Genomic DNA, 18,112 nt, shown 5'->3' on the forward strand with positions numbered 1-18,112 from the left:
CCCCCGAGTTCCTCCGCCACGCCCGCGCCGGCGGCCACCCCGTGCTGGTCTTCGCCGCGATGGACGACAAGGACGTGACCGGCATGCTCGCCCCTCTTCCGTCCGACTGGCCCCTCGTCCTCACCCGCACCGGCTCACCCCACTCCGCGGACCCCGCCGACCTGCGGGCCCGTCTCTCCGCCACCCGCCACGGCCCCTGCGTAACCGCCGGGGACACCCCGTCGGCCCTCCAGCGGGCCGCCGCCCTGGCCACCCCGGACGGCCTGATCATCGTCCTGGGCTCACACCGCCTGGTGGGCGAATCCCGGACCGTCCTGTCCCTCCCACCCGAATGACCGGCCCGGGCGCCTCATACGCCGATCCGAGCAGACCGGCGGGACGGCGCGCCGGGCGGGTTCAGGACGGGCCGCCGCGCAGGAAGGCCAGCACCGCCATGACGCGGCGGTGGTCGTCGGCCGAGGGCGGCAGGCCGAGCTTGTCGAAGATCGCCGAGATGTGCTTCTCGACGGTGCCCGCGCTCAGTTCCAGCAGCCGTCCGATGGCGCTGTTGCGGCGGCCCTCGGCCATCAGCGCGAGCACCTGGCGTTCGCGTGCGGTCAGGCCGCCGAGGGGGTCGCGGCGGCGCCGGTGGGCGAACAGGGCCCCGACCACCTCCGAGTCCAGGACGGTCTCCCCCGCGACGACGCGGGCCAGCGCGTCCGACAGCTCGGTCAGCTTGGCGACGCGGTCCTTGAGCAGGTAGCCGACTCCGCCGCCGTCCGCCAGCAGGTCTTCGGCGTAGCTCTCCTCGACGTACTGCGACAGCACCAGGATCGCGGTGCCGGGCAGGTCGCGGCGGATCCGCAGCGCGGCCTGGAGTCCCTCGTCGGTGAAGGTGGGCGGCATGCGCACGTCGACCACCGCGACGTCGGGACGGTGCTCGGCCGCGGCCGCGACGAGGGCGGGGCCGTCGCCGACGGCGGCCACCACCTGCTGGCCGGCCTCCTCCAGCAGGCGGACCAGGCCCTCGCGCAGCAGCAGCGAGTCCTCCGCCAGGACGACGCGCATCAGTGCTCGGTGAGCGGGACGGTCGCGGTCAGCACGGTCGGTCCTCCGGGAGGGCTGGTGATCTCGAGTGTTCCTTCGACGGCGGCGAGCCGGTCGGCCAGACCGGCCAGGCCGTGGCCCTTGCCCTGGTGGGCGCCGCCCCGGCCGTCGTCGTGGACCCGGACGTGCAGGGCCTCCCGGCCCGCGGTGACGGTCACGGCGCAGCTGGTGGCCTGAGCGTGCTTGGCGATGTTGGTCAGGGCCTCGGCGACGACGAAGTAGACGGTGTTCTCGGCGATGACGGCGTAGCGGCGGGCGGGCAGGTCCGCCTCCAGCGACACCGGGACCGGGCAGCGGCCGGCCGCCGCCGACAGCGCCGCGTGCAGACCGCGGTCGGCGAGGATCGGCGGGGCGATCCCGCGGGAGAGCGCGCGCACCTCCGACAGCGCCTCGCGGCTCTGCTCGATCATCTCCTCGACCAGCGGCTTGGCGCGTTCGGGGGCGTCGTCCAGCCGCCGCGCGACGGTCTCCAGGTCCATGTTGAGCCGGACGAGGCGCTGCTGCGGCCCGTCGTGCAGGTCGCGCTCCAGCCGGCGCAGCGTGTGCGCCTCGGCGGCGACCGCGCTGCGCCGGCCCTCCGCGAGCCGCGTGGTGCGGGCCCGCAGCGCGGCGGTCTGGTTGGTCAGCAGCCCGCGCGCCAGCGCCGACTGCGCAGCGGCGAGCCCGTGCACGACCGGGACGGCCGTGGCCAGCAGCACGACACCGACACCGGTGTTGAAGGCGATGTCCGCACCGCGCGAGGAGATCCCGAACGCGAGGTCGAGGACGCCGGTGGTGTCGGGGTCGCGCGGGATCGACCACGACCACGCCGCGTAGCTCAGCTCGCCGACGCCGCCGAGCGTCCAGGCCCCCGCCAGGCAGAAGGTCGTCAGCCGGATCGGGAACGCCACGACCATGTGGACGAGGTCGCGCCACGCCTGGGGGTCGCGCGCGGTCTCCAGCCAGCCGGTGAACCCGGATCGTCCGGCGTCGCGGTAGTGGTGCGGCGGCAGCGCCCGTCCGGTCGCCCGCTCGGCCTGGCGGCGCTCCAGCCGCGCGAAGGCCCGCGCCGCGGCCAGCGTCGCCGCCAGTACGGGCGCCCCGAGGACGATGACCAGGGTCGAGGTGCCCGCCGCGAGCCCGGCGACCGCGACCGTGAAGGCGGCGGCCCCGACGAAGGGCCCGGAGAACAGGTAGGCGAGTTCGCGGCCGAAGCGGCCGGGGACCCGTGACGGACGGGCGGCGGGTGGCGCGGCCACCATCGATTCGCTCATGCCGTCCAACCTCTCGCTTCCGGTCCGCGCCGCCCACGGTGCGCACCCGGTGATCATGGTGGGGCAAACCCCCAGAAGCAAGACGAGAATCACCCCGAGAGCGCCCCTCCGCCATGCGCGACCAGCCCCGCTGGGCGATGCCCCTGCGGTTCTGAGGTCGAGAACGATGCTGGGCGAACGCGAGCTCGTCGCGCTCGCCCAGCACAGGCCGCCGCCTGAGCCGTGGAGCGGGTCCCGGCCTTCGGTGCGGGGTCGGTCAGGTGCGGCGGCAGTGGTAGCCGGTGACCCGGTCGGGTGTCTCGGCGATGCCGGACGCCGCCGACGCGGCCGGCGGGACGCATTCGGCGGTGCCGGCGGGGGCGTTGCTCGTGATGGTGAAGGGGCCCTGGATGGGGCCGTTGCCGGGAGCGCCGTTGGTGGGAGCGCAGTCGTCGGTCCCGAGCCACTTCTGGGCACTGTCCCACGCCAGGAAGGTGCACATGTAGCCGGGAGGTGTGGTTGCGGCATGCGCCGAGCCGCCGACGGTGGCGGGACTCAGTGCGGTGACCGCCAGGGCGAGGGCGGCCCGCGGAACGTGTTTGATCACGGCGTTCCCCTTTCAAGCCATGCTAACAACGGAGAGTAGTTATCTAACTACTCTCCGTTTAGCAAGACGTGTGGACGGAAAAAGCGACCGACAGCTCCACACCCCGCCGCTTCCGCCCGCCGCTGAACCCCCGCTTCGCCTGCGGCGACCGGCGGTTCTGCTCGGTCCTACTCGGTCCGCAGCGCGGTGGCTGTCCGGGTCCGTGCCGCCCATCCGGCCGGCAGCAGTGCCCCGAGCAGGGCGATCACGATCCCGCCGACCAGCAGGGGGACGAGCAGCCCGGGGGTGTAGGTGTGCGACACGCTCGGCGGCAGGTGCCGGCCGATCGCGTTCCCCATCGGGGTCAGCGTCGCCTTCTCCACCGCGACCCCGATCGGGACCCCGACCAGCCCGGCGATCAGGCCGGTGAGCGTCACCGAGGACAGGACCATCGCCATGGTCTGCCCGGGTGTCATCCCGAGGGCCTTGAAGGTCCCCAGATCGTGCACCCGCTCGCGGGTCTCCTGCACGACCACGCTCAGCACGCCGAGCGCGGCGACCGCGATCAGCATCAGCGTGAGCGCGGCCACCAGGGAGCCCATGATGACCACGATGATGCTCTTGCCCCCGTCCGAGTTCGACTGGACCGAGGCGTTCAGCGGGGTCAGCGCGGCGGCGGCCGAGGCGGACCAGTCCGCTCCGTCGACGTTCGAGGCCAGCTCCACGTTGAACTGGTCGATGCGCGGGGTCAGACCGGCGGCGGTGAAGGTGGCAGCGTCCGTCATGACCGTGTAGTCGCCCGCGTTGGTGTTGAAGTTGACGCCGACGACCTTCAGCGACAGCTGCTTGTTCTGCTGCACCACGGTGACGTTGTCACCGACGTGGATCCCCGCCGTCGTGGCCAGCTTGTCTCCGACCACGGCCTCGCCGGGCGCCGAGTACCAGCGGCCGGACAGCAGCTCCAGGCCCGTCCAGGAGAAGTCGCCGGTGACCGTGTACACCGTCGTCGGTTCGCCGCCGGGCGGGCCGCCGACCATGGTCGCGCCGCTGTCGCCCCAGCCGAACGCGGCCTTCGTCCCGGGCGTCCTGGCGAGCGCGGCGGCCACCTTCGCGGCGTCCAGGTGCGCGTTGCGCGGGTCGTTGGGCCCGTAGAGATTCCAGCGCGCGCCCTCCCGGGCCTTGGGTATCACGATCTTCGACGCGACGCTGAAGCCCGAGTAGCTGACGTCCAGGTACTTGTTGAAGCCGGTCTCCAGCCCCACCGCGAACGTGGCGCTCACCACGCCGAACAGCACCGCCACACCGACCAGCACGGCCCGGGACGGCCGGGCGAACGGCTGGGCCAGCCCCAGCGACACGGCCCGGGGCAGCGGCAGCCGCGAGGCCAGGCGCTGCGCCGTCCGACCGCGACCGGCCTTGGGGGCGCGGCCGTCCACCAGAGCCCGCACTGTCGGCATACGGCCGGCCCGCAGTGCCGGGACCAGAGCCGTGACGCCGACGATCAGCAGGGTGCCCAGCGGCACCACGGCGCTGACCCACAACGGAATCATGGCGCTGGCCGCGCCGAGCTGCTTGGTGGCCCCGTCCAGGATCGGCACGGCCAGGAGGTTGCCGAAGACCGTGCCGAGAACCACGCCGAACGACGCCGGGATCAGGGCCTGCGCGGTGTAGGCGCGGGCCACCTGCGAAGGGGTGAAGCCCAACGACTTCAGGATCCCGATGCGCCGGACTCCCGAGGCCACGGCCCCGCTGACCACGATCGAGATGATCAGCACCGACAGCAACAGCCCGAGGATCCCGAAGGCGACCAGGAACGGCACATAGGCCTTGGCGTTGCCGATCGCCTGCTGCTCCGCGGTCAGGTACGACTGCCCGGTCTCGACCGCGCCGGCCGGCGCGGCGGCGGCCACTGCCCGCTTGCCGGTGGCGATGTCGGCGTCGGTCCCGGCTTTGGCGAATCGGTAGAGCATCTGCTCGTCGGACTTGGCGCCGGCCGCGGTGAGCCGGGCGAAACCGTCGGCGGTGGCGAAGGCGGTCGCGCTGTTGGTCACCGAGCCGGCGAAGCCGACGACCTTGAACGACGGCTTGCCCGGCAGGGACGAGAACACCAGCGAGGCGCCGAAGCAGTCGACGGCATAGTGCTGCCACGGCAGGGCGATCTCGCCCGGACCGGTCGGCCAGCGCCCCCGGGTCAGCGCCAACCGGTCCATCCCGGAGGTGCTGCCCAGGTCAGGCCGGGTGGTGACGGTGACCGGACCGTTGTCGTGACCGGCCGAACCCTTCGTGGCGCAGTCCGTGCCGATGGTCGTGTCCAGGGCGGCGGCGACCGGGTACGGTCCGGCCGCCTCGGTGACGCCGGCGGCGTGGGCGGTGGCGGCGGCCTGCGCGGCCGTGGCCTTCGCACCGTTGAACTGGACGGCCAGATGCGCGCCGTTCCGGGCTTTGAAAGCGTGCTCGAACGGGGCCTGCACGACGGTCAGCAGGCCGAGGGAGAGTACCGAGGACGTCACCGCGGCGAACGTCGTCAGCGCCATGACGAGGGACTGGACCCGACGTCGGCCCACGCCGGAGCGTACGACCTTGCCCAAGGCGCTCACCGGCTCACCGCCGACAGCAGGCGGGCCATGGCAGGAAATCCAACCTCGGAGAGGAGGCGGGGCATCGGAGGTTCGCGCAGTGTCATCCGGCCGCTCCCGCCGGACGGGACAGCGGCGTGCGGGCGGCCAGGCCGGCGCCGCCGTCGTTGATGACGTCCCGCTCGACCGCGCCGTCCACCAGCTCGATCGTGCGGCTCGCGGTGCTCGCGGCCAGCCGCACATCGTGGGTCACCAACACGATGGTCCGGCCCTCGCCGTTCAGGTCCAGCAGCAGCCGGCGCACGTCCTCGGCCGAACTGGAGTCCAGCGCGCCGGTGGGCTCGTCGGCCAGCAGCAGCGGCGGCTTGTTCATCAGCGCCCTGGCCACCGCCACCCGCTGCCGCTGCCCGCCGGACAGCCGCTGCGGGTAGGCGTCGGCATGCCGGTCCAGGCCCACCGAGCCGAGCAGTTCGGCGGCCCGCCGCTTCGCCTCGGCCCCGCCCATCCCGGCCAGCCGCGCCGGAACCATGACGTTGTCCAGCACGGTCAGGTCGTCGAGCAGATGGAAGAACTGGAAGACCATGCCGACCGAGGTCCGGCGGTACTTCGCCGAACCGGCCTCACCGAGCCGGTCGACGCGGGTGCCGTCGACGGTGACACTGCCGCTTGAGGGCCGGTCCAGGCCGGCGATCAGATTCAGCAGCGTGGACTTCCCGCTGCCGGAATGGCCGAGGATCGCCACGCACTCACCGGGTGCCACGGACAAGGTCACACCGGCCAGCGCGGGCGGCCCGTCGTCGTATTTCTTCGTCGCGTCGCGAAGGTCGATCAGCGGTGCATTCGTCATGCCCAGGAACCTAGGAACAGGACGCCGTCCGCCGCGTCGGCCGGGGGATGTCTCCGTATCCCCAGGCCATCGGCCCGGCGGTGATACCGGCGTACATCCCCGGGACGACGCGCGGAGCCGACGCCGCTGCATACGATCCCCGTATGGAAGAGCTCCTCCAGCGACTCTCGACATCGAAGTGCGTGACCTGGCTGACGGCCCAGGCCGCGGTGCTGGCCACCGCCTGCTTCTACGCGCTGATGCTCGTCTGGACGATGCCGGCCTCCCGGACCGGGCTCTTCTTCGTGCTCGCCCTTCCGGTCCTGCTCGTCCGCCGTCTGCCGGCGGCGGTCTTCGCGGCGGTCCTGGGCGAAGCGGTCATCGGCGACATCTTCGGCGAGCGGCCCTCGATCGTGTTCGTCCTGCTCGGCGTCTTGGGCGGCTACCTCGCCGTCCGGCGGCCGAGGACCGCCGCCGTCGGCTTCGTCGCCGCCGTCGCGGCGGCGTTCGTCAACGTCACCCACATCCCCGGCGAGACCGTCAGCGACGCGACCCAGTTCGCCGTGGGGCTCGCGGTGTGGTTCGCGGTCGCGTGGGTCTTCGGGGGCGTGTACCGCAAACGCCGTGAATACCTCGACGCCCTGCACGAGCAGAGGGCGGCCCGCGCCGTCCTGACCGAACGGCTGCGGATCGCCCGTGAACTGCACGACAGCGTCGCGCACAGCATCGGCATCATCACGGTGCTGTCGGGAGCGGCGGCCCGGGTCGTGGAGACCAAGCCCGAACAGGCGCGGCAGGCGCTCACCGGCATCGAGACCACCAGCAGGGAGACGCTGCTCGAACTACAGCGCATGCTCGGGGCGCTACGCCGCGCCGAGCCGGACGACGCCATGCCGCAGGCCGCTCCGCTGGCCCCGGCCGGCAGCCTGGCCGACGTCCCGCAACTCGCCGAACGCACGGCCGACGCCGGGGTGCGGGTCCAGGTGACCTGGCGAGGCGAGCGGCGTCCGCTGCCGCCGGAGATCGAACTGTCGGCGTTTCGGATCATTCAGGAGTCGGTGACGAACGTGGTGCGGCATTCCGGGGCGCGGACGTGCCGGGTCGCGGTCGGTTACGAGCCGGAGGGAGTGACGATCGAGGTGGTGGACGACGGTCTCGACGGGCCGGGTCGTCCGAGGCTCGCCGGGGTCGCCGGGAGCGGTTTCGGCCTGCTCGGGATGCGTGAGCGGGTGTCGTTGCTGTCGGGCCAGTTCAGCGCGGGGCGGCGTCCGGAGGGCGGTTTCCGGGTGACGGCGAGGCTCCCGGCGTGAGCGTGCGGGTGCTGCTGGTCGATGACCAGCCGCTGCTGCGGGTCGGGCTCGGGATCCTGATCGGCGACACCGACGACTTGGAGGTGGTCGGCGAGGCCCGCGACGGCCGTGAGGCGGTGCGCCTGGTGCGTGAGCTGCGTCCGGACGTGGTGGTGATGGACATTCGGATGCCGGGCATGGACGGGATCGAGGCGACCCGGCAGGCGACCGCCGAGCCGGACCCGCCCAAGGTGCTGGTGCTGACGACCTTCGACGACGACGAGTACGTCTACGGCGCGCTGCGCGCCGGGGCCAGCGGGTTCCTGCTCAAGAGCATGGCCCTGGACGCGATCCTGGACGCGATCCGGGTGGTGGCGGCCGGCGACGCGCTGATCGCACCGAGCGTGACCCGCCGCCTGATCGCGGATTTCGCCGGAACGTCCGTCCCCCCGGCCCCGGCCCCGGCCCCGGACTCACCTCTCCTCGCGGAGATCACCGACCGGGAGCGCGAGGTCCTGGCACTGGTCGGCCAGGGACTGTCGAACACCGAGATAGCCGAACGTCTGGTGATCAGCGCAGCGACGGCGAAGACCCATGTCGCCCGCCTGTTCGCCAAGCTGGAGGCCCGAGACCGCGTCCACCTGGCAATCATCGCCTTCGAAACCGGCCTAGCCCCCCGCAGCCGATAACCCAAGAACAATCCCCGCCCACCGCCCAAAGACCCCCCGCCCCACCCACTTGGCCACCGCTGGAACCAGGAGCCCAGGGGCTGCCGACCGGTTATCAAGGGTGGCCTGTGGAGGCCGACCTGGTGAACGGAGGGCTCGAAGGTGCATCTGCCATCTCCGGTCCAAAGGTGTGCCGCTGAGTGGCTGACCAGGTACGGCCGTGCCGGATCAGGCCGGGTCGAGTGTCTTGTTGAGAGTCTCGCGGACGCGCACTGTCGGGTGGGCGGATCACTCGTGAAGTCATGTTCCCGCGCTCGCACGACTTGACGGCTCTGCTGCCGGGCGACAAGAACACAACTGTCACCCGGGCGCTGCCCCGTTGCCGGCCGTGCCGGGGGGGGTGCATGCCTTCAAGCGGGTTTCGCTCCTGTGTGATCTGTGTTCCGGATGTCGTCCCTCCCGTCGGCGGGCACCGGACACCAGTGAAGGGAGACCCCGCATGTTCGTGTCGCGACCAGCACAGCGTTCCCGCCGCCCGCGTGCTCGGGGCCGCCGGGGCGCGGCAGCCGTCGCGGTCCTGCTGGCGGCGCTGGGCGTGCAGGCGCCGGCCGGGCCCGCCCGGGCCGACGCCAACGTCCAGGTGAGCGACTCGGCCGACCCGGTCACCGTCGGCACCAGCTACACCTACACCGTCAGCTACAGCACTCCGGACACCATCACCGACGGCTCCATCGACCTGTCGGGGGCCAGCGCCACCATCACGGCCGTCAGCGCCAGCGACGCCGACTTCGAATGCGTCGCTACCACCAGCACCCACGTCACCTGCAACGCCTTGGTGCCCATCGGCACCCCGGGGACCGTCACCGTGACGGTCACCCCGCAGGCGGCCGGCACGGTCACCGCCAACGCCTTCATCAACTACTTCAACATCGTCGGCACCGGCGCCGACACCACCACCATCACCGCGCCCAGCGCGGACCTGGCGGTGAGCCTGAACGCCCAACCCCACCTGGGCATCCTGGTGCCCTTCCTGTCCTACACCGCCACCACCCACAACAACGGCCCCGGCACCGCCACCGCCGTCACTCTGACCGCGACCCTGCCCGCCGGAAAGACCGCCACCAACCTGTCGGCCGGCTGCACCTCCACTCCCGGAACCGTGACCTGCACCTATGGCACCATCGCCAGCGGCGGCAACGCCGTGTCCACCTTCCGGCTGCCGCTCAACATCCTGAGCCTGGGCCAGGTCACCGTCACCGCCGCCCGCACCGCCTCCACCCCCAACGACCCCAACCCGGCCAACGACAGCGCCAGCGCCACCTGCACCGTCGTCTCCGTCGTCCTGGCCACCTGCCCCTGACCCACTCACCCGGTCCACGCACCTGAGCCCGGCGTTCGACCGTGGAGCAACCCAAGGGACGAACTGCCCGAGGGGCGACACTGGGCGAACGCGGGGTTTTCGCGTTCGCCCAGGTCAGGCAACCGAACCGCGGCTGGGAAGCTAAGGGGCGGCCCGGCTCGCGAGCCGTCCCGGCGTGGGAAGCCCAGGGGCGGTTTCCTCTGCCCCCTCTCTCGGCAACATCGGCATGCATCACCGGACGCTCGTCCATCGGGCACACCGCCAGGGACGCTGACAGGGACGTGCCTCGTCCACGGTCATGCGGTCTCACGGCCGAAGGTGGCCGCCGAGAGGTGGGTCATGGTTTGTATGGGTTCTGGCGGGGTGGATGGCCCAGTCCGACGATGGTGGGCATGGGCAGGCGTAGCTCTGAATGGCGTAAGGCGGCCGTGAACACCGGGCTGCTCGCGGTGGCCGTACTAATGCTGGCGGTATTCGTGCTGCTGGTGTGGTTGATCTCCGTCTGGCACCCCAAAGACCTGCAGACCGCGCCGAACGTCGGGCAGGTGGTCTCGGTGTTCCTAGGCGTCCCCTCCACGCTGCTCCTCTTGGTTCAGTGCTGGACGTGGTTGTGGCGGCGCCGTGGTTCGACTCCGGTCATCACCACCGAGACGGTGACCAAGGCCCAGAACGCACTGGCAGGCAAGATCGCCATCCAGTGGACAGAGGAGGCACGGGTCCGGGGGCTGGACAACCGGTTTCCGATGCCGGTGCGGTGGGAGCTGATCACCGACCAGCGCATCATGGACCATCCCGAACACATCACCAGCAGTAAGACCCTGGCGTGGTCGGGCACGGCGGATGACATCGGTGCGATGGTCGGGCGGTTCCGGGCGTTGCGGCGCCGACGTCTGGTGATCATCGGAGGCCCGGGGGCGGGCAAGACCACCCTGGCGGTGCAGTTGGTCCGAGAACTGCTGGACGAGCCCGACCCGGGTGAACCGGTCCCGGTCCTGCTCTCGATCGCCGACTGGGACACCGAACGATTCCCGCGGTTGCAGAGCTGGCTCGCCGCCCGCCTGACCGAGACCTACCCGTTGTTGCGGGCAGCGCAGTACGCCCCGGACGTGGCCGACCAACTGGTGCGGCGCGCTCGTATCCTGCCCGTGCTCGATGGGCTCGACGAAATTCCTTCCCAGGCCCGCGCCTCCGTGATTGCCGCACTCAACGAGTCGCTGGCCGACAACGATCAGCTGATCCTCACCAGCCGCACCACCGAGTACGCCGAGGCCATCGCCGCGGCCGGAGACGTGATCACCTCCGCCGCCGTCCTCCGACCACTCCCGCTGTCCCCCGCGGTCGCAGCCGACTACCTCACCCACTGCCTGACGCCCTCCCCGGGACCCGCCTGGGAGCAGACCTTGACCGCCCTCCGCGCCACCCCTGCCGCCGAGCCGGCTTCATTGGATCAAGTGCCGCCGGGACCGGCCGGGGTACTGGCTCGCGTCACCGCCACCCCCTTGGGCCTGTGGCTGCTCCGCACCGTCTACATCGTCCCCGGCACCGACCCCGCCCCCCTGACCGATCAAGGCCGCTTTCCCACCCCAACCGCGCTCCAAGCCCACCTGTTCGACCAGCTCATCCCCGCCCTCATCAAGGCCCGCTCACCCAGTGACGACTCTGCCGAGCCGTTCCGGCCACGCCACCACCTCGACCCTGCCCAGACTCGGCGCTGGCTGGGATATCTCGCCCACCACCTCACCAACTCCCGTCACCACGACGGCAGCCGCCACACGCGCGACTACGCCTGGTGGCGGCTCGCCGCCAGCACCGACGCCATCAACCCCCTGAACCAGCTCACTATCGCCCAGCTCATCTCCCTCGCGGTCGGGCTCCCGGTCGGGTTCGCGGCCGGGGTCATGGGTGGGCTCAAGGGCGGCCTCGCGGTCGGGCTTGTGGCCGGGCCCGTGGCCGGGCTCGCGGTCGGGTCCGTCGTGGGAGGCGCGATCGCATTCACCGCAACTTCGTGGGCGCGCGAGTCACCTGGCTATGCGGACTTGAGCCTCCGCCACCGTTCGGCCGAACTCATGCGCCAACTGGCGCGCGCTCCCAGGCGGGCTGGCGGGCGGGCTGGCAGGCGGGCTGGCGGCAGGGCGGCTCCCGGTCGGGCTCGCGCTCGGGTCCGCGGTGATGCTCGTGAGCGGGCTGTTGTGGTGGGCGGAACAACCAACCCAGAACCAGCGCGCTACAACCCCGATGAGGAGCTGGCGCGCCGATCAAACCCTGAACCTGTTCCGCATTAGTACTTGGATGGTCGGGATGGGGCTCGCGGCCGGGGTCGTGGGCGCGCTCGCAAGCGGGCTGACGTTCGGGCTCCTGGTCGGGCTTGCAGTCGCGTTCGGGGGCGGGCTCGCAAGCGGGCTCACGCTCTCAGACCATCGGGCCTGGCCCGCATATCTGATCGCTACCTGGCAACTGGCCCGCACTGGCCTGCTCCCGCGTCGGCTGATGCCGTTTCTGGACGACTGCCACCGCATCGGGCTGCTACGCGCGGTCGGCCCCGTCTACCAGTTCCGCCACGCCGACCTTCACGACTACCTCGCCACCGCCTACATCGCGTTGAAGGATCAGTAGTCCCAGCAGCGGATCGTGACCGTGCAGACGTCCCCGGAGCCCTAACTCTCTCGCCGAAGCAGAAGGCGGAGGTCGTCGCTGTACTGACTACCTCAGTGCGTCGTCGCCTCCGCCTTGCCGCACCCAGCCGCGGTGGGACTGCGTGCACCTGTGTCCCTTCGCGCGGGACGAGCGGCTGGAACTGACGACAACCGACGAGGCTGCCGGAGGTCAGGTCACCTTCAGGTCGGCGACGACATCTTTGGTGGTGGCGACGCACTCGGCGTAGATAGGACCTTTGAGGTCGACGGCGGCGTGCAGGTGCTCTCGTGTGAAGGCGGCCGTAGCGTCCTTTACGAGCGTCACGCTGTAGCCCAGTTCCGTTGCCCATCGGCCTGTGCCCTCGACGCACCCTGGCGCCGTCAGGCCGGCCAGATGACGTCCTTGATGTCGTGCTGGCGGAGTTCCTGGTCGAGCCTGCTACCTCAGGTCGCCCGCAAATCCGGCGAAGACGCCGCCGCCATCATCCTCAACGCGACGTCCCGGCAGCCATCACCACCATCTGACGCGGCCCACCCCACACACCCGCCCCGCCGACCGGGCACGCACCACTGGACGGCGGGCCGGACGCGTGCCCGCCAACCCACGCCCCGACGGCCCGAAACGGCCACCACAACGTCGCTCACGGCCGACGACACCGGCCCCGCCGCCGGGCATTCCGGGGGATCGGGCACGTGACCGCCCACGGCGGCCGTGGAAACCGGGGATGACCAGGGGGGATACCGACCGCCGGACGACCACGGAGCAACCATGGAGCGACCACGGGGATGAACTGGGGCGAAAACGACGCTGGGCAAACGCGACATTCTCGCGTTTGCCCAGCTCAGAGATGGTGGGTCGCGTGGGACTCGAACCCACAACCTACGGATTAAAAGTCCGGAGCTCTGCCAATTGAGCTAGCGACCCGTTGGGCGATCCTACCCGGATCGGGGTCGAGTTTAGGTGGGGGGCGGCGGGGGCGCATCCCGGTATCGGGGGGTCAGGTGGACGGGGAGGTGCTTCAGGCCGTTCTGGAAGTTGGAGACGAGGCGGACGGGAGCGCCCGCCAGGGTGATGTCCAGGGGGAGGAGTTCGCGGTAGATCGCGCGCATCTGGGTGCGGGCCAGGTGGGCGCCGAGGCAGAAGTGGGGGCCGAAGCCGAAGCTGACGTGGTCGTTCGGGGTTCGGGTGATGTCGAAGCGGTCCGGGTCGGGGAAGACGGCGGGGTCGCGGTTGGCGGACGCGTGGTAGACGACGACCTTCTCGCCGGCCTTGATCGGCTGGCCGCCGAGGGTAAGGTCGCGGGTGGCGGTGCGGCGGAAGTCCATGACCGGGGGCCAGAAGCGGACGATCTCCTCGACGGCGGTGCCGAGGAGGGACGGGTCGTCGCGCAGGCGGCGGAACTCGGCGGGGTGCTGGAGGAGGGTGAGCAGGCCGCCGGGGATGCCGTTGCGGAGGGTCTCGTTCCCGGCGACGGCGAAGAGGAAGAACATGTTCTCGAACTCGGGGCGGGTGAGGCCGCCGGCGAGCATGCGGGACATGACGTCCTCGCCCGGGGCGCGGCGCTTCTCGTCCGCCAGGGCGTGGGCGTAGGCGAACATGTCGCGGAGGGCGGCCTGGGAGCGGGGGTTCACCGGACGGCCGTCCGGGCGGGTGAGGGTGGCGGGGCGCTGGGCGACCGAGGCGCGGCCCAGGGGGCTGAGGGCGTCGGTGTCGGCGGTGGAGAGGCCCGCGTGGTCGGCGTCCTGGTAGCCGATGATCCGGGACGCCCAGTCGTAGAGCAGGCGGCGGTCCTCGTCCGGGATGCCCATGATGTGGGCGAGTGTCCAGACGGGCAGGTCGGCGGCCAGTTCGACGAAGTCGATCTCGCCGCGGGCGGACGCGACGAGGGCGCGGGCCCGGTCGCTGATCGTCTGCTCCAGGGCGCGGACGGCCCTCGGGGTGAACGCGGCGGCGACGATGCGGCGGGTGCGGGAGTGGTCGGGCGGGTCCTGGTTGAGCATCATGGCCCGGACGAACTCCAGGTCCTCGGGGGTGTCGGGGTCGCGGATCTGGGTGGCGCCGAGGTGGGAGGAGAAGTCGGCGGCGGCGCGCAGGACGTGCTTGACGTCCGGGTGCCGGAAGACGGCCCAGTAGCCGGGGCCGGCGGGCCAGGGGCCGACGGCGGGTTCGGGGATCCGGCAGACCGGCGATTCCGCGCGGAGCCGGGCGAAGGTGTCGTAGGGGACGCCCTCGGCGTAGGTGGCGGGAAGGAAGACCTCCGCAAGCATGATCCCAGCGTGCATCATGACGGGGTGACGGTAGAAGAGGCGGAGAAGGTCCTGCGCGAGAACTTCGCGCCGTGGGTGCTCGACCTCGGACTGCGTGTCGAGGACGTCGGGAAGGGCACGGCGCGGCTGCGCCTTCCCTGGTCGGACCGGCTGGCCCGGGAGGGCGGCGGGCTCAGCGGGCAGGCGCTGATGGCGGCGGCCGACACCGCGACGGTGATCGCGGTGTCCGGGGCGCGCGGCGGGTTCGTGCCGATGACGACCGTCCAGCTGGAGACCACGTTCCAGCGCGCGGTGAAGGACGCCGACGTGCTCGTGGACGTCCGGCTGACCAAGCTGGGCCGGACGCTGGCGTTCGCCGACGTGGCGATGACCGCGGACGGGCGTCCGGACGATCTCGTGGCGCACGCGACGACGGTTTACGCGATCCTGGGCTGATGACGAAGCGCACCGAGACCGTCCGGGTGCCGGACGGCGAGTTCACCCTGCACGTGTGGCTGCCCGAGAAGGGGAGCGGGCCGGGGATCCTGCTCGTCCAGGAGATCTTCGGGGTCGGCGACTACATGGCGGCCGTCGCGGAGGACCTGACCGCCCTCGGCTATGTCGTGGCCGCGCCGGACATGTTCTGGCGGCTGGAGCCCGGCTGGACGGTCGAGCACGGCGAGACGATGATGGCCGAGGCCGGCGACAAGGTCTCCCGGTTCGACTGGACCAAGGGCCAGGACGACCTGGAGGCCGCGCTCGACCGGATGCGCGGACTGCCCGAGGTGTCCGGCGGCGTCGGCGCGGTCGGGTTCTGCTTCGGCGGGTCGCTGGCGTACCTGCTCGCGGCCCGCGCGTCCGACCGGCTGGACGCCGTCGTGTCGTTCTACGGCTCGCGGGTCGGCGACCACCTCGACCGCGCCGGGGACGTCACCGTGCCGATCCAGTTCCACTTCGGCGGGTCCGACCCGTACATCCCGCGCGAGGAGGTCGCCGAGATCGAGCGGACGTTCGCGGGCCGCGACAACGTCGAGTTCCACGTCCAGGAGGACGGCGGGCACGCCTTCCACAACCGGACGTCCCCGATGTTCCACCAGCCCGAGCCCGCCGCGCGCGCCTGGGCGCTGACCGAGGACTTCCTCGCCCGCCGCCTTCCCGTCTCCTGACCCCCGCGCCACGCCCGCCGAGGTCAGGCGGGCGTGGCCAGGGGGAGGCGGGCCAGTTCGCGCCGGGACGAGATGCCGAGCTTCGGATACGCCTTGTACAGGTGGTACTCGACCGTCCGGGGGCTGAGGAAGAGCTGGGCGGCGATCTCGCGGCTGCTGATGCCCTCCGCGGCGAGCCGGACGACCTGGAGTTCCTGCGGGGTCAGGCGGTCCAGCAGGGCGGGGCCCGCCGGGGCGGCGACGGCCGTGCCCTCGCCGCTGGCGCGCAGTTCGGCGCGGACCCGGTCGGCCCACGGCGCGGCGCGCAGCCGGTCGAAGGTCTCCAGGGCCGAGTGGAGGCGGGGCCGGGCGTCCGAGCGGCGGCGGTGGCGGCGGAGCCATTCGCCGTACGCCAGTTCCGTGCGGGCCTTCTCGAAGGGCCGGGTGGCGAGGTCGTGCAGGTCCAGGGCCTGGACGAACGGGTCCTCGGTGTCGGTCAGGAGAGCTTGGCAGCGCAGCGCGACGGCACGGGCCCACGCCTGGCCGCTCGCGTCCGCCCAGCGGACGAGGCGCGCCAGGGCCGCGGTGGCCGGTTCCGGACGGTCGGTGCGCAGGGCCGCCTCGACCAGGTCGGCGGAGGCCGCCATCACTCCGGCCGCGTGCCGGTGCGGGCCGCGGAACACGTCCTCCAGCCGCCGGACGACCTCGTCGTGACGTCCTAGAGAGAGGTCGAGCAGGGCGCGCGAGACTTCTGTGAACGTGTTGTCGGACGCGGTCGCGCGCAGCCCCACGCCGTTCGCGAACGCGCTGCCGGACGCGACCCCGCGCAGCCCCACGCCGTTGCCGGACGCAACCCCGCGCACCCCCACGCCGTTGCCGGACGCGACCCCGCCTAGCCCTGCCTCGTTCGTGAACGCGGTGCCGGAGGAGAGGGCGCGGACGCCGGCCTCGTCGCCTTCGAGGGCGGCCAGGCGGCCCAGGACGGCGGCGCCACGGTTCCGCAGACCGGTGTCGCGGGACAGGGCCTGGGCCTCGGCGGCGGATGCCTCGGCGTCGGCGTGCAGGCCCATCGCGACCTGCACCTGGGCGAGCGCCTCCAGCAGGTCGGGGAGGGCGCCGATCCGGCCCAGGCGGCGGGCGCGGGACGCGGCGGCGGTCGCCAGGTCGAGGGCCTGCTCGTCCGCGCCGAGGACGACGGCCGCCTGGACGGCGTCGGGGCCGTCTTCGCGGACGGCTCGGGCGAGCAGCGGCAGCCCGGCCGCGTAGTCCTCGGTCGTGAGGGCGGCGAGCCCGGTGACGAACGGGTCGTCCGCGAGCCGGGACGCGGCGGCGCGCACGGCATCGGTGTCGCCGCTCGTCCAGGCGTGCGCGGCGGCGGTGCGGAGCATGCGCTCCGCGTCGGACGGCCCGGCGTGGTCCGCGTGGGTCAGCAGGAGCGCGGCGGCGGCCCGGCCGTCGCCGCGTTCGGCCTGGACGGACGCGCGCACGCACGCGAGGCGGGCCAGCAGGACGGGGTCGGAGGTGAGCGCGGCGGCCTCCCGCGCGCTGTCCTCGGCCTGCCGGGGGCTTCCGGCGGTGAGGACGGCGTCGGCGGCGGAGGCCAGCCGGGCGGCGCGGGCGTCGTCGTCCGGGGTGAGCGCGGCGGCCTGCCGGTAGAGGCCCGCGACGACGGCGATCCCGGCCTTGCCGCGGGCGCGTTCGGCGGCGGCCTGGAGGTCGGCGGCCACCTCCTCGTCGGGGCCCATGGCCGCGGCGGCGCGGTGCCGGATGCGGCAGTCGGCGTCCTCGGCGGCGAGCGCGAGCGCGCGGTGCACGGCGATCCGGCGGGCGGTGGACGCGCCCTGGTAGGCGGCGGCGCGGATCAGCGGGTGCCGGAAGGCGATCCCGGTGCCGGTCACCTCGACCATCCGCAGCCGCTCGGCGTCCGCCAGGTCGTCCAGGTCGAGCCCGAAGGACGCGGCGGCGCGCACGAGGCTCGGCAGGTGGCCCCGGCCTTCGGCGGCCGCGAGCAGCAGCAGCTCGCGGGTGCGGTCGGGCAGCCGGGCGATCTGGGCGCGGAACGCGGCGAGCACGCGGTCGGGGACCGGCAGCATCCCGGGGCCGGACCGTCCGGTCGCGTCGAACTCCAGCAGGGCGAGGGGGTTGCCCTCGGCCTGCGCCAGCACCTGCTGGACGGCGTCGGCGGGCAGGCCGCGGCCTTCGAGGACGCGCACGGCGTCGCAGGTCTCCAGCCGGCCGAGCTCCAGCTCGGGCAGGCCGGATCCGAGCAGCGCCTCGTCCCGGGCGGCGGCGAGGACGACCACGCCCTCGGCGGCGAGCCGCCGGGCGGCGAACAGCAGGGCGTCCAGGCTCGCCGCGTCCAGCCATTGCGCGTCGTCCAGGAGGCAGAGGACGGGGCCGTCCTCGGAGAGGTCGGCGAGCAGCGTCAGCAGGCCGAGCCCGACGCCGAACCGGTCGCCCGGCG

16 protein-coding genes and 1 tRNA gene are annotated in these 18,112 nt (G+C 72.5%); 8 read left to right on the top strand and 9 right to left on the bottom strand.

The window, feature by feature from the left end; genetic code table 11:
* Window positions 1-335, top strand: a 335-nt coding sequence (locus tag AB0J52_RS06360) for a glutamate ligase domain-containing protein (protein ID WP_500180516.1), incomplete at its 5' end; no start/stop codon positions are given.
* Window positions 336-396: 61 nt separating this feature from the next.
* Here the strand turns inward: AB0J52_RS06360 and AB0J52_RS06365 are convergent.
* From AB0J52_RS06365 to AB0J52_RS06385, 5 genes are all read right to left on the bottom strand, one after another.
* Window positions 397-1,047 carry a response regulator transcription factor gene (locus AB0J52_RS06365; protein WP_500180517.1) on the bottom strand — a complete coding sequence of 217 codons (651 nt, stop codon included), beginning with the start codon at window positions 1,045-1,047 and terminating at the stop codon, window positions 397-399.
* Window positions 1,047-2,339 carry a sensor histidine kinase gene (locus AB0J52_RS06370; RefSeq protein ID WP_500180518.1) on the bottom strand — a complete coding sequence of 431 codons (1,293 nt, stop codon included), beginning with the start codon at window positions 2,337-2,339 and terminating at the stop codon, window positions 1,047-1,049. The genes AB0J52_RS06365 and AB0J52_RS06370 overlap by 1 nt, the downstream gene beginning before the upstream one ends.
* A 256-nt stretch (window positions 2,340-2,595) precedes the next feature.
* Window positions 2,596-2,925 (bottom strand): hypothetical protein, encoded by a 330-nt coding sequence (locus AB0J52_RS06375; RefSeq protein WP_500180519.1) that lies wholly within the window; start codon window positions 2,923-2,925, stop codon window positions 2,596-2,598.
* 167 nt (window positions 2,926-3,092) lie between these two features.
* Window positions 3,093-5,468 carry an ABC transporter permease gene (locus tag AB0J52_RS06380; protein ID WP_500180520.1) on the bottom strand — a complete coding sequence of 792 codons (2,376 nt, stop codon included), beginning with the start codon at window positions 5,466-5,468 and terminating at the stop codon, window positions 3,093-3,095.
* Between the two features lie 115 nt (window positions 5,469-5,583).
* On the bottom strand, window positions 5,584-6,327 hold the full coding sequence (locus AB0J52_RS06385; protein WP_500180521.1) for an ABC transporter ATP-binding protein: 744 nt from the start codon (window positions 6,325-6,327) through the stop codon (window positions 5,584-5,586).
* A 143-nt stretch (window positions 6,328-6,470) separates the two neighbouring features.
* Here AB0J52_RS06385 and AB0J52_RS06390 point away from each other — a divergent pair, with 143 nt between their 5' ends.
* From AB0J52_RS06390 to AB0J52_RS06410, 5 genes are all read left to right on the top strand, one after another.
* The gene (locus tag AB0J52_RS06390) at window positions 6,471-7,616 is read left to right on the top strand and encodes a sensor histidine kinase (protein ID WP_500180522.1); all 1,146 of its coding nucleotides are present in this window, start codon (window positions 6,471-6,473) and stop codon (window positions 7,614-7,616) included.
* Window positions 7,613-8,284 carry a response regulator gene (locus AB0J52_RS06395; protein ID WP_500180523.1) on the top strand — a complete coding sequence of 224 codons (672 nt, stop codon included), beginning with the start codon at window positions 7,613-7,615 and terminating at the stop codon, window positions 8,282-8,284. The genes AB0J52_RS06390 and AB0J52_RS06395 overlap by 4 nt, the downstream gene beginning before the upstream one ends.
* A gap of 478 nt (window positions 8,285-8,762) precedes the next feature.
* Window positions 8,763-9,623 (top strand): hypothetical protein, encoded by an 861-nt coding sequence (locus AB0J52_RS06400; RefSeq protein ID WP_500180524.1) that lies wholly within the window; start codon window positions 8,763-8,765, stop codon window positions 9,621-9,623.
* A 428-nt stretch (window positions 9,624-10,051) separates the two neighbouring features.
* Window positions 10,052-11,905, top strand: a complete 1,854-nt coding sequence (locus AB0J52_RS06405; RefSeq protein WP_500180525.1) for an NACHT domain-containing protein — start codon at window positions 10,052-10,054, stop codon at window positions 11,903-11,905.
* Window positions 11,906-11,921: 16 nt separating this feature from the next.
* Window positions 11,922-12,236: a hypothetical protein gene (locus AB0J52_RS06410; protein WP_500180526.1), complete on the top strand. Its 315-nt coding sequence runs from the start codon at window positions 11,922-11,924 to the stop codon at window positions 12,234-12,236.
* Between the two features lie 210 nt (window positions 12,237-12,446).
* Here AB0J52_RS06410 and AB0J52_RS06415 read toward each other — a convergent pair whose 3' ends face one another.
* The 3 genes from AB0J52_RS06415 to AB0J52_RS06425 form a co-directional block, all read right to left on the bottom strand.
* Window positions 12,447-12,650, bottom strand: a complete 204-nt coding sequence (locus AB0J52_RS06415) for an isochorismatase family protein (protein ID WP_500180531.1) — start codon at window positions 12,648-12,650, stop codon at window positions 12,447-12,449.
* A 455-nt stretch (window positions 12,651-13,105) separates the two neighbouring features.
* Window positions 13,106-13,181, bottom strand: a tRNA-Lys gene (locus tag AB0J52_RS06420).
* A gap of 32 nt (window positions 13,182-13,213) precedes the next feature.
* Window positions 13,214-14,524, bottom strand: a complete 1,311-nt coding sequence (locus AB0J52_RS06425; RefSeq protein ID WP_500180527.1) for a cytochrome P450 — start codon at window positions 14,522-14,524, stop codon at window positions 13,214-13,216.
* Window positions 14,525-14,548: 24 nt separating this feature from the next.
* On the opposite strand from AB0J52_RS06425, the gene AB0J52_RS06430 reads away from it, so the two are divergent.
* Both AB0J52_RS06430 and AB0J52_RS06435 read left to right on the top strand, forming a co-directional pair.
* Window positions 14,549-14,959, top strand: a complete 411-nt coding sequence (locus tag AB0J52_RS06430) for a PaaI family thioesterase (protein ID WP_500180528.1) — start codon at window positions 14,549-14,551, stop codon at window positions 14,957-14,959.
* Complete coding sequence (locus tag AB0J52_RS06435) at window positions 14,959-15,669, top strand: dienelactone hydrolase family protein (RefSeq protein WP_500180529.1); 711 nt, start codon at window positions 14,959-14,961, stop codon at window positions 15,667-15,669. Before AB0J52_RS06430 ends, AB0J52_RS06435 begins: the two co-directional genes overlap by 1 nt.
* A 23-nt stretch (window positions 15,670-15,692) precedes the next feature.
* Here the strand turns inward: AB0J52_RS06435 and AB0J52_RS06440 are convergent.
* Window positions 15,693-18,112 (bottom strand): helix-turn-helix transcriptional regulator (locus AB0J52_RS06440; RefSeq protein ID WP_500180530.1); only part of this gene is annotated, 2,420 nt, incomplete at its 5' end.

The organism is Spirillospora sp. NPDC049652 (assembly GCF_040675125.1).
Taxonomy (GTDB): domain Bacteria; phylum Actinomycetota; class Actinomycetes; order Streptosporangiales; family Streptosporangiaceae; genus Spirillospora.